10 protein-coding genes are annotated in these 10,905 nt (G+C 66.5%); 2 read left to right on the top strand and 8 right to left on the bottom strand.

What is annotated here, in order from left to right:
* Window positions 1–78 precede the first annotated feature (78 nt).
* From F0Q45_RS06285 to rimP, 7 genes are all read right to left on the bottom strand, one after another.
* A complete protein-coding gene (locus F0Q45_RS06285; RefSeq protein ID WP_149653122.1) occupies window positions 79–1,410 on the bottom strand; it encodes an MATE family efflux transporter in 1,332 nt (443 codons plus the stop codon).
* 5 nt (window positions 1,411–1,415) lie between these two features.
* Window positions 1,416–2,429, bottom strand: a complete 1,014-nt coding sequence (locus F0Q45_RS06290) for a DHH family phosphoesterase (RefSeq protein WP_149653123.1) — start codon at window positions 2,427–2,429, stop codon at window positions 1,416–1,418.
* Window positions 2,404–2,910, bottom strand: a complete 507-nt coding sequence (gene rbfA / locus F0Q45_RS06295; RefSeq protein WP_149653124.1) for a 30S ribosome-binding factor RbfA — start codon at window positions 2,908–2,910, stop codon at window positions 2,404–2,406. Before rbfA ends, F0Q45_RS06290 begins: the two co-directional genes overlap by 26 nt.
* 48 nt (window positions 2,911–2,958) lie before the next feature.
* Window positions 2,959–5,826 carry a translation initiation factor IF-2 gene (gene infB, locus F0Q45_RS06300; protein ID WP_149653125.1) on the bottom strand — a complete coding sequence of 956 codons (2,868 nt, stop codon included), beginning with the start codon at window positions 5,824–5,826 and terminating at the stop codon, window positions 2,959–2,961.
* A 73-nt stretch (window positions 5,827–5,899) separates the two neighbouring features.
* Window positions 5,900–6,271 carry a YlxR family protein gene (locus F0Q45_RS06305; protein WP_188112813.1) on the bottom strand — a complete coding sequence of 124 codons (372 nt, stop codon included), beginning with the start codon at window positions 6,269–6,271 and terminating at the stop codon, window positions 5,900–5,902.
* A gap of 72 nt (window positions 6,272–6,343) precedes the next feature.
* Entirely contained in the window at window positions 6,344–7,387 is a 1,044-nt protein-coding gene (gene nusA, locus F0Q45_RS06310; RefSeq protein ID WP_149653126.1) for a transcription termination factor NusA, read from the bottom strand.
* On the bottom strand, window positions 7,384–7,917 hold the full coding sequence (rimP, locus tag F0Q45_RS06315; RefSeq protein WP_149653127.1) for a ribosome maturation factor RimP: 534 nt from the start codon (window positions 7,915–7,917) through the stop codon (window positions 7,384–7,386). Before rimP ends, nusA begins: the two co-directional genes overlap by 4 nt.
* A 217-nt stretch (window positions 7,918–8,134) precedes the next feature.
* Between rimP and F0Q45_RS06320 the strand changes: the two genes are divergently transcribed.
* Together F0Q45_RS06320 and F0Q45_RS06325 are read left to right on the top strand one after the other, a co-directional pair.
* Window positions 8,135–8,671 (top strand): hypothetical protein, encoded by a 537-nt coding sequence (locus tag F0Q45_RS06320; protein WP_149653128.1) that lies wholly within the window; start codon window positions 8,135–8,137, stop codon window positions 8,669–8,671.
* Window positions 8,668–9,168: a ferritin-like domain-containing protein gene (locus tag F0Q45_RS06325; RefSeq protein WP_149653129.1), complete on the top strand. Its 501-nt coding sequence runs from the start codon at window positions 8,668–8,670 to the stop codon at window positions 9,166–9,168. Before F0Q45_RS06320 ends, F0Q45_RS06325 begins: the two co-directional genes overlap by 4 nt.
* Here F0Q45_RS06325 and F0Q45_RS06330 read toward each other — a convergent pair.
* Window positions 9,169–10,905, bottom strand: a 1,737-nt coding sequence (locus tag F0Q45_RS06330) for a proline--tRNA ligase (RefSeq protein WP_149653130.1), incomplete at its 5' end; no start/stop codon positions are given.

Here is a 10,905-nt window from a genome sequence, read left to right on the forward strand (position 1 = left end):
TCCCGCTCGTTGTCGTCGAGATTGCCGCCGTGGTCGCGCTCCAAGCCCAAACCACAGCCATCACGGCAATTTCGCACGTTACGCAGTCCCGGTCAGTGCCCATCGACCGCTCGCCACACGCCATCCGACGAACACCAACCGCAGCGCGACAAAGCTGGCCAGGCCAGACCAGATACCGGCCAGCCCCCAGCCGTACCCCAACGACAACCAGGTCAGCGGCAGAAAGCCCGCCAGCGCGCTGGCGATGGTGGCAGTGCGCATGAACGCGGCATCGCCAGCACCCAACAGCACTCCGTCAAGGGCGAAAACGATTCCAGCAAAGGGCAATTGAGCCACCAGAAACCACCACGGCACCGCAATAGCTGCCAGCACCGCTCGATCGTTGGTGAAAAGGGTGGGAAGCACCGGGGCCCCCGCCTCTAATGCCAGCGCCAAGATACCCGCCCCCATCAGGGAAAACGCGGTCACCCGCCACGCCACCGACTTCGCGTGCGCGACGTCGCCGGCACCCAGTGCCGCACCCACCAGCGACTGCGCCGCAATGGCCAGCGAATCGAGCACCAAGGCCAGAAAACCCCACAACTGCAGCACCACCTGGTGTGCCGCCAACGCGGCTGCGCCGAACCGCGCGGCAACCGCTGCTGCCGAGACAAAACAAATCTGAAAAGCCAAGCTCCGCAAGACGAGATCGCGGGCCATCGCCAATTGCGCACGCAGCACCCGCCTATCGAGCCGCAGTGGCACGTGTTCGGCCAACAATGCGCCCGCGAACATCAGCGCCGCCAGCCATTGCCCAACCAGATTGGCCACCGCAGAACCGGCCAACCCCATCCGGGGTAGGTCTAACCAGCCATAAACCAACAGCGGGCACAGCAATGCTGACAACCCGAACCCGGCGAGGACATAGCGCAACGGCCGCATAGTGTCCTGCACCCCACGCATCCAGCCATTGCCGGCGAGCGAGACCAGAATCGCGGGCACCCCCAGGATCGCGATCCGCAGCCACGGCAAGGCGGCCTCGGGGATGCCCGAGACGCTAGCACCGCCCGATATTGCCGACACCAATGGCACCGCCGCAGCTTCGACCACCACAATCGTCAACCCGCCCAGGCCCACCGCCAGCCAGGTCGCCTGCACACCCTCGACGACGGCCGCGGCCCGGTCGGCGGCCCCAAAGTGGCGCGCCGAGCGCGCCGTGGTGCCGTAGGACAAGAACGTCGCCTGCGAGCCGACCAGGCCAAGCACCAGGCTGCCGATAGCCAAACCCGCCAGCGACAGCGCCCCTAGCCGACCGACCACGGCGGTGTCGAACAGCAAATACAACGGCTCGGCGGCCAGCACACCCAGCGCAGGCAACGCCAGCGCTAGAATCCGACGGGCAGCAACGCGAGACCGGCCGGCGTCAACCAATGGCGTCAGCCCAGAACAGCCAGCAGCTGCGCCACGACATCGTCGATCGCGCCGCTCGTTGAATAACCGGCGGCCAGCCGATGGCCACCTCCGCCAAACCCGGACGCGACGTCAGCCAAGTCAATATTCTTCTTGGCTCGCATCGAAACCGACCACTGCTGCGGGTCGACTTCCTTGAACACCACCGCGACGTCGGCCTGTTCGGTGGTACGCACGATATCGACGATGCTTTCCACCTCTTCGGCGCGTGCCTGGCGATACTCCTCGTTGTCGACGACGACATAGACCAACCCCCGGCCGTCAATCGCCTCGGGTAGTAATCGCGCCGAGCCCAGCACGCGCGACAGCATCGGCAACCACTCGAAAGGATGGGTGTCCATCAAGGTCCGGCTCAGAGCGGCGTTATCCACTCCGATCTCGACCAGCCGGGCCGCCAGTCGATAGCCGCGGGCGCTGGCCCAACGAAAAGATCCGGTGTCCGTCGTCAACCCGGCAAAGATGCAGTGGGCAACGTCCACCTCGATCGGCTTGCCCCACGCGTCGAGCAGGTCGGCGATCATCATGGTGGTGGAATCTGCCGACAGATCGATGAAGTTGGCGGTGCCGAACGCCGTGTTGGACGCATGATGGTCGATAACCAGGACCTCTCGGCCCGGGCTGGCAAGGTCACTTAGCTCGCCGAGCCGCCTGACGCTGGGAACATCAACGGTCACCGCCAAGTCGACGTCGCGGCTCATCGCATCGGGGCGCACCAAGAGGTGGCCGCCGGGCAGTGCCGCCAGCGACTCCGGCAGGGTGGCGGGTTCCCCGAAACTCACCTCGACTTGCTTGCCGCACTTGTCCAGCACCAGGGCCAGGGCCAGTCCGGCGCCGATGGTGTCGGCATCGGGATGAACGTGGGCGATCACCGCGATCCTGGTCGCGCCCGACAACAACTCGGCGGCGTCGAGGGCGTCGACTCGCGCCCCGGTTGGACTCCGCAAACCGGCCAGCTCAGTCTTGCGATCGGTCGTTGTCACCAGCGTCCTCAGCCTCGATAGCCTCGATGCGATCGCCAAGTCCGCCGGAACCCCCTCCATCACGGTACGGATCGGCATCCCCCGCCGGCTTGGCACCCTGCCGAACCCGCGCCAAGTCGGCGTCGGCGGCGCGGGCGCGGGCCAACAACTCCTCCATCCGATGCACAGTGTCGGACGTAATGTCTCGGGTGAACGTCAAGGTAGGCGTGAAGCGCACACCGGTTCCCGCTCCGACCTTGGTGCGCAGCACCCCCCTGGCCCGTTCTAGCGCCGCGACCGCGGCACCGTAGTCCGGGTCCTCGTCTAACGTGCGCCCCATCACGGTGTAGTACACCGTCGCGTCGTGCAGGTCGGCTGTCACCTTGGCGTCGGTGATGGTGACCCCGGCCAGACCCGGATCCTTGATTTCGTACTCGATTGCCGACGCGATGATCGTGGTGATCCGTTTGGCCAGCCGGCGCGCTCGCGCGGGGTCAGCCATACGTGCGGCCCCTCACGATTGCACCCTTGCCCCCGCATGCCGCGGTGGTCACGAGCGTTCTTTCTGAACCAGCTCGTAGGACTCGATGACGTCGCCTTCCTTGATATCGGAGTAGCCCAGCGTCATACCGCATTCGAAGCCGTCGCGAACCTCGGTCACATCGTCCTTTTCTCGCCGCAGCGACTGGATCGAGAGATTCTCGGTCACCACAATGTTGTCTCGCAGCAGCCGGGCCTTGGCATTGCGGCGCACCACACCCGAGGTGATCATGCAGCCGGCGATGAGTCCGACCTTCGAAGACCGGAACAATGCCCGGATCTCGGCGCGACCCAGCTCGACTTCTTCGTAGATCGGCTTGAGCATGCCGCGCAAGGCTTTTTCGATCTCGTCGATCGCCTGGTAGATAACCGAGTAGTAGCGGATCTCGACGCCCTCGCGGTTGGCCAGCTCGGTGGCCTTGCCTTCGGCGCGCACATTGAAGCCGATGATGATCGCATCCGATGCCGAGGCCAGGTTGACATTGGTTTCGGTGATGCCACCGACACCGCGATCGATGACGCGCAGCGCCACCTCGTCGTCCACCTCGATCCCCATCAAGGCTTCTTCCAGCGCCTCGACGGTACCGGCGTTGTCGCCCTTGAGGATCAGGTTGAGTTGGCTGGTTTCCTTCAGCGCCGAGTCCAGGTCCTCCAAGCTGATCCGCTTACGCGAGCGTGCCGCCAAAGCATTGCGCTTGCGGGCACTGCGCCGGTCTGCGATCTGACGGGCGATGCGGTCCTCGTCGACGACCAGGAAGTTGTCGCCAGCCCCAGGCACCGAAGTGAAGCCGATGACCTGGACGGGACGCGACGGCAAGGCCGCATCGATGTCCTCGCCGTGCTCGTCGACCATCCGTCGAACCCGGCCATACGCGTCGCCGGCGACCACTGAGTCACCGACCCGCAGCGTGCCGCGCTGCACCAGCACCGTGGCGACTGGCCCGCGTCCGCGGTCCAGATGGGCCTCAATGGCCACACCTTGGGCTTCCATGTCCGGGTTGGCCCGCAGGTCCAGTGCCGCGTCGGCGGTCAGCAGCACCGCTTCCAGCAGCTGCTCGATATTGGTGCCGTTCTTGGCCGAGATATCGACGAACATGGTGTCGCCGCCGAAGTCCTCGGCGACCAGGCCGTACTCGGTGAGTTGAGCCCGGATCTTGGCTGGGTCGGCGCCCTCCTTGTCGATCTTGTTGACCGCCACCACAATCGGCACGTCAGCGGCCTGCGCGTGATTGATCGCCTCGACCGTCTGCGGCATCACGCCGTCGTCGGCCGCCACCACCAAGATCGCGATGTCGGTGGCCTTGGCGCCGCGGGCACGCATCGCGGTGAACGCCTCGTGACCGGGGGTGTCGATGAAGGTGATCGGCCGCTCGGCTCCGTCGTGCTCGACGGCGACCTGGTAGGCGCCGATATGCTGGGTGATGCCGCCGGCCTCGCCCTCACGAACGTTGGCCTTCCGGATGGTGTCCAGCAGTCGGGTCTTGCCGTGGTCGACGTGGCCCATCACTGTGACCACCGGCGGACGGGTCTGCAATTCGGATTCGCCCCCGGCGTCTTCCCCATAGGTCAGGTCGAAGGATTCCAGCAGCTCGCGGTCCTCGTCCTCAGGGCTGACCACCTGGACGTTGTAGTTCATTTCGCTGCCCAGCAGCTCCAGCGTCTCGTCACCGACCGACTGCGTGGCCGTCACCATCTCGCCGAGATTGAACAGCGCCTGCACCAGGGCCGCCGGATTGGCGTCGATCTTTTCAGCGAAGTCGCTCAACGACGCACCGCGCGCCAGCCGGATCGTCTCGCCGTTGCCGTGCGGCAGCCGCACCCCGCCGACTACAGGGGCCTGCATCGAGTCGTATTCCTGGCGTTTCTGCCGTTTGGACTTGCGGCCACGCCGGGGCGCGCCGCCGGGACGGCCGAACGCGCCAGCGGCACCGCCGCGCTGGCCGGGACGGCCGCCGCCGCCACCGCCAGGGCCGCCACCGCCAGGGCCGCCACCGCCAGGGCCGCCACCACCACCACCGGGACGCCCACGGAATCCAGTTCCAGGCGCGGCACCTACGCCACCGCCGCCGCCGCCACGGTAATTGCCGCCGCCCCCATCAGTGCGGGCGCCGGGCCCGCCCGGCCGGGCACCACCAGGTCGCGCCGCGCCGGTGCGTGGTGGACGAGGTCCACCGGCCGCGCCGCCGGGACGCGGAGGCATACTGCCAGGCGAAGCGCCTGGACGGGGCGCCCCCGGCCGCGGCGCCCCCGGGCGTGGAGCCGGGGGACGCGGAATGGGCCGTTCGGCGGGCTGCGCCGACGAGAACGGGTTGTTGCCCACCCGCGGAGTACGAGTCCCGGGCTTCGGCGCCGGGCCTGGACGCGGCCCCGCAGCAATGCCGGGGTGAGGCGGCGAAGAGCTGGGCGGCTGCCCAGGTGTCGGGGCCGGCGGCAGCCCAGGTTGCGTCGGCTGTGGAGGAGCCGGCGTCGGGGCAGCAGCCGGGGCGGCCGGGGTAGCTCGTGGGCCCGGGGTTACGGCCCGCTCCGAGTCGACGCCCTTGACCGGTGCGACGGTCGCTGCGCCGTTGCCGGCGGCCTGCTCGATCGCTCTATCGAGGGCCTGGTCGAGCGACTGGTCCGGGACTTTGCCAGGGGCCGCCGCCGCGGACACCTTGCCGGCTGCCTGGGCAACACCCTTGTCGAGACCCTTATCGACGCTCTTGTCGGGTGCGGACTTACCACCGCCGAAGGATTCACGCAGCCGGCGGGCGACGGGCGCCTCCACTGTCGACGATGCCGATTTGACGAATTCGCCCTGTTCACTCAGCCGGGCGAGGACTTCCTTGCTGGTAACACCGAGTTCCTTTGCCAACTCGTGTACGCGGGCCTTACCTGCCACTACATCTCCTGTCTATGAGGCGACAGTCGTGGGCCGCGCCTCGGGTGCTAGCTGTAACGCATAGAGGTGGGAGTCATCGGGACTTCACGGTGTGCTCATGTTCTTTGCTACCTGTTCTGTTGCTCGGTACGTCAAGCGCACTTACGTGCTCGACCACCGCGGATGTATCCGGTGGACCGGTGATGCGCAGCGCTCTGGTGAAAGCCCTCCGCCGAATTGCTTGTCGTACGCATTGCGGTTGGGGATGCAGCCACGCACCCCGCCCCGGCAAGCTTCTGGTTGTGTCAACGATCACGGCGTAGCTGCCGTTCCCAGTCGACTCAGCCACCACTCGAAGCAGTTCGACAGCCAACTCTCGCTTGCGGCACCCGACACACGTCCGCACCGGTCCGCAGGGACTTTCCGGGCATCTGCGCGCCGTGGCCGAAGGCTCGCGCTGGATCACGGCTCAGTCTAGCGTCACCGAAACAGCGACCAGAACCACCCGGCGTGGGCGTTATGGTTCCGAGGCCGGCGGCTAGCGTTCGTGTGCCATTCCGCGGCTGGCCCCCTGTTCAGGGTGCCCTGCCGGATGCCCGGGCGAATCACCGCGGATGTCAATGCGCCATCCGGTGAGCCGGGCGGCCAGGCGGGCGTTCTGCCCCTCCTTGCCGATGGCCAGCGACAACTGGAAGTCCGGCACCACTACGCGGGCGGCCCGCGCATTCGGGTCGATTACCGACACCGAAACCACCTTCGCCGGCGACAAGGCGTTGGCGACAAAGCGCGCCGGATCGTCGTCGTAGTCGATGATGTCGATTTTCTCTCCGGAAAGCTCGCTCATCACGTTGCGGACACGTTGGCCCATCGGCCCGATACAGGCACCTTTGGCGTTGAGCCCTGGGACGTTCGACCGGACCGCGATTTTGGAACGATGACCGGCCTCCCGAGCCACCGCCGCGATCTCCACCGACCCGTCGGCGATCTCGGGAACTTCTAGCGAGAACAGCTTGCGCACCAGGTTGGGGTGGGTGCGCGACAAGGTGATCACCGGTTCGCGGGCACCGCGGCTCACTCCGACCACGTAGCAGCGCAGCCGGTTGCCGTGCTCATAGCTCTCGCCGGGGACTTGCTCAGGAACGGGGATCACGCCTTCGGACGCCTTGGTCTCGGTTCCGATCCGGACCACCACCAGCCCGCGGGCGTTGGCCCTACTGTCGCGCTGGATCACACCGGCGACGATCTCACCCTCACGGGTTGAGAACTCCCCGTACGTGCGCTCGTTCTCGGCGTCGCGGAACCGCTGCAACATCACCTGACGTGCAGTGGTAGCAGCGATGCGGCCAAAACCCTCCGGGGTGTCATCCCATTCGCTGATAAGGTTCCCGTCTTCATCCAGCTCCCGGGCAATCACCCGTACAACGCCGCTCTTGCGGTCGATCTCGATACGGGCATCGGTCTGGTGACCTTGGGTGTGCCGGTAGGCGCTGAGCAGCGCCGATTTGATGGTTTCGAGCAATTCGTTGACCGAGATGCCCCGGTCCACCTCGATCGCGTGCAGCGCGGCCATGTCGATGTTCATGATTCGGCCTCCGTCTCAGCGGCCCCACCCATCGTCGCCAGTGCCAGCTCGGCCGGGTCCGGGGGCGAAAACTCCACCTGAACAACAGCTTTGGCGATCTCCGCTAGCGGTATCTGGCGCACCGCGAAGTCTCGGTGTTGACGAACCACCAGCGTCAGCGTGTCACCGCGGACCTCACCGACTCGGCCGCTCAGCTGAGATCCGTCGGATAGTGCGAGGTCGATCTTGCGTCCGCGCGCACGGCGAAAGTGCTTTTCACTGGTCAACGGACGTTCCACGCCGGGTGAACTCACTTCCAGGACGTAACTGCCCCGAATAATGTTCAGACTATCCAGCAGAGCCGAAGCTGAGCGCGACAGCGCGGCGACGGTATCGAGGTCCGGTGCGGTGTCGCCGTCGGCGATCACCGTGATCCGTGGTGGGCGGGCGCGGGTGTCGATGACCACGTCTTCGATCTCGTAGCCTGCGCGCCCAAACTCCCCACCGAGTAGCTCGGTCACCTGCGTCTGCGAAGGTAGCCCGGTGGTCACGGCGAGCTCCTCATCTTGAGTTGTCCGGTCGTCTGGCGGATGTCGCCGCCAGGGCGGCTCCCGGCGCCCGACCGGCCCGCATTTCACCGACGATCCGCGGGGAACCAGCTATCAACGATACGCCAGGAATCGCTGATACCGCCGTGATCACGTCGTCAAGGTCTAACCTCGTCGTCCCTGATCGTGCCCAGCTCGGCAGCGATGGCAGGATGTTGCTGTGCCCAAAGCAGTACTCGTCATCAACAGGCGGGGTGTTCTCGCCGGCGGTGCTGCTCTCGCTGCCCTCGGAGTGGTCGTCTCCGCCTGCGGCGAGTCCGGGCCCAAGGCCCCCGCAGTCGAGGAGCTTCTTTCACCGTTAGACCAGGCCAGGCACGACAGTGCGCTAGCTGCTGCCGCCGCCGGCGCGATCGGTAATCCGCCTCAGATCGCGGCCGCACTGACTGTGGTCGCCAGCCAGCGCGCCGCCCATGCGCGGGCGCTGGCCACTGAGGTCGCCCGAGCTGCGGGCAAGCTGGTTTCCGCTACCAGCGAAACAAGCAGCTCCAGCGCCAGCCCTGGCCAGGCTGGCGCCGAGCCGCCGCCACCGCCCCCACCGGTCTCTGACGTCGTCGACTCGCTGCGCAAGTCCGCCGAGGATGCCAGTCGCCTCGTGGCCACCTTGTCGGGCTATCGCGCCGGACTGCTCGGCTCCATCGCCGCTTCCTGCACCGCGTCCTACTCGGTTGCACTCATGCCCGGGGGGCCGTCGATATGACCTCGTCCGAGCCGAGCTTCGGCGCCAGCCCGAAGCAGTCCCCCGCCGGCCCCCCAACTGGAAAAGACGCCGACATCGCGGCGCTCAGCGACGCTCTTGCTGTCGAGCACGCAACCATTTACGGCTACGGCATCGTGTCCGCGCTGTCGCCGCCCAGCGTCAACGACTTGGTGGCGGAGGCGTTGAACCAACACCGCCAACGTCGCGACGATGTCATCGCGATGCTGGCCGCCCGCAAGGTCACGGGACCAGCGGCTGCCGCTGGCTACCAGTTGCCCAACGACGTGGGCAGCCCAGCCGACGCGGCGCGGCTGGCTGTGCGGATGGAGAGCGACGGCGCGACGGCATGGCGCGCGGTCGTTGAGCACGCCGATACGGCCGATGACCGGGCATTCGCCGCAACAGCCCTGACCCAGAGCGCGGTCATGGCAGCCCGCTGGAACAAGGTGCTGGGCGCCTGGCCGATCACCGCATCGTTCCCGGGCGGCAACGAATAACTACCTGGTGATCGCCGCCGCGATGTCGGTGGCCAGGGGGGCCCCGGCGGCCAGTTCGCGGGTCTGACCGCTAAACCGGTCACGCAGTTCCACAACGCCGTTCGCCCAGCCGCGTCCCACCACGACGATCCAAGGCACGCCCAGCAGCTCTGCGTCCTTGAATTTGACGCCGGGCGAAGCCTGCCGATCGTCGAGCAACACCGCAAGACCCAGCCGATCCAGTTCGTCGGCCAGGGCAATGGCCCCGGCGCGTGCTTCGGGGTCTTTGTTGGCGATGACCAGGTGTACGTCGAATGGCGAGATTTCTGGTGGCCAGCGCAAGCCCAGTTCGTCATGGTGTTGTTCAGCGACGACGGCGACCAGCCGCGACACCCCGATGCCGTAGGAGCCCATGGTCAGCCGTACCGGCTTGCCGTCTTCGCCGAGCACGTCGGCGGTGAAGGCATCGGTGTACTTGCGGCCGAGCTGGAAGATGTGGCCAATCTCGATACCGCGCGCCATGACCAGGGGGCCAGCGCCATCCGGCGAACGATCGCCTGCGCGCACCTCAGCGGCTTCGATGGTGCCGTCGGCGGTGAAGTCGCGGCCGGCCACCAGGTTCACCACGTGGCGGCCAGGTTCGTCGGCGCCGGTGATCCAGCTGCTGCCGTCGACTATCCGAGGATCGACCACGTAGCGAACATCGTTGTCCCGTAATGCCTTTGGTCCGATATAGCCCTTGACCAGGAACGGGTAGTTGGCGAAGTCGCTGTCGTCGAGCAACGCGTACTCGGCCGGTTCCAGCGCGGCGCCGAGCCGCTTTTCGTCGACCTCGCGGTCACCAGGCACCCCGATGGCCAGCAGCTCCCAGTCCTTGCCCGGTTGGCGGACTTTGACCAGGACGTTCTTTAGGGTGTCTGCGGCAGTCACCGCACGGCCCAGATCCGCCTCATTGGCCCAGGCCACCAGAGTGGCGATGGTCGGGGTGTCGCCGGTGTCGTAAACCACCGCCTCGGGCTGACCATCGATCGGTTGGGACTCCGGGCGGGCGGTGACGACCGCTTCAACGTTGGCCGCGTAACCGGACTGCAGGCACTGCACAAAGGTGTCCTCGCCGACCGGGCTTTCGGCGAGGAATTCTTCGGATGCGCTGCCGCCCATCGCGCCGGACACCGCCGAGACGATGACATAGCGGACCCGTAAGCGGTCGAAGATGCGCTGGTAGGCCTCGCGGTGCGCATGGTAGGCGGCCTTGAGCCCGGCGCTGTCGATGTCGAAGGAGTAGGAGTCCTTCATCACGAACTCCCTGACCCGCAAGATGCCGGCCCGCGGCCGGGCTTCGTCGCGGTATTTGTTCTGGATTTGATACAGCGTGAGCGGAAAGTCCTTGTAGGAGTTGTATTCACCCTTCACTGTCAGGGTGAACAGCTCTTCATGCGTGGGGCCCAACAGGTAGTCGTTACCGCGGCGGTCTTTGAGCCGGAAGACGCCGTCGCCGTATTCGGTCCACCGATTTGTCGTCTCATACGGAGCTCGTGGCAGCAGGGCGGGAAACAGGATCTCTTGCCCGCCGATCGCGTTCATCTCCTCGCGCACGACGCGCTCGATGTTGCGTAGGACTTTCAGGCCTAGCGGTAGCCAGGTGTACAGCCCGGGCGCGACGGGCCGGATATATCCGGCGCGAATGAGCAGCTTGTGGCTGGGCACTTCGGCGTCGGCGGGGTCGTCACGCAGAGTGCGCAGAAACAGCTGGGACAT

The organism is Mycobacterium simiae (assembly GCF_008370645.1).
Lineage (GTDB): Bacteria > Actinomycetota > Actinomycetes > Mycobacteriales > Mycobacteriaceae > Mycobacterium > Mycobacterium simiae_A.

What these genes read in the sequence shown, in the direction of transcription:
- F0Q45_RS06325 (WP_149653129.1), top strand. Translation starts at nt 8,668, where the DNA reads ATGACCTCGTCCGAGCCGAGCTTCGGCGCCAGCCCGAAGCAGTCCCCC.
- rbfA (WP_149653124.1), bottom strand. Translation starts at nt 2,910, where the DNA reads ATGGCTGACCCCGCGCGAGCGCGCCGGCTGGCCAAACGGATCACCACG.
- nusA (WP_149653126.1), bottom strand. Translation starts at nt 7,387, where the DNA reads ATGAACATCGACATGGCCGCGCTGCACGCGATCGAGGTGGACCGGGGC.